The organism is Escherichia sp. AM3 (genome assembly GCF_032029835.1).
Lineage (GTDB): Bacteria > Pseudomonadota > Gammaproteobacteria > Enterobacterales > Enterobacteriaceae > Escherichia > Escherichia coli.
Genome location: NZ_JAVUPQ010000844.1, coordinates 1 through 293, shown reverse-complemented (window position 1 = coordinate 293; position 293 = coordinate 1). Strand labels below are relative to the sequence as shown.

The following is a 293-nucleotide window of genomic DNA, read 5'->3' as shown; positions in this document are numbered from 1 at the left end:
TGAGTAACACCGTGCCACCGGAGAAAACCGATGGCACGCAACGCAAATTATTACAAATCTGATAATTCGCCCGTTCTTGCCTGCACGCACGGGCGGTATTCTCACGCATTCAAGTCTGAATGGTTCCAGCACCCTCCATGCACTGCAGAACAGGCCGAATGGCTGATTCATTCTTACCGCAGGCGCGGGTTCGAGGTTAAGAAAGCTCTCAGTCTCGACTATCGGCACTGGATAATCTCTGTCAGGCTGCCTTATTCCGAACGCCCACCACGTGCGTCCCGCACTTTCCAGCA

1 protein-coding gene is annotated in these 293 nt (G+C 53.6%); it reads left to right on the top strand.

Features of this window, described 5'->3' with window-relative positions:
* Positions 1-30 precede the first annotated feature (30 nt).
* On the top strand, positions 31-293 hold a 263-nt coding region (locus tag RTW80_RS28660), incomplete at its 3' end, for a hypothetical protein (protein ID WP_312721487.1).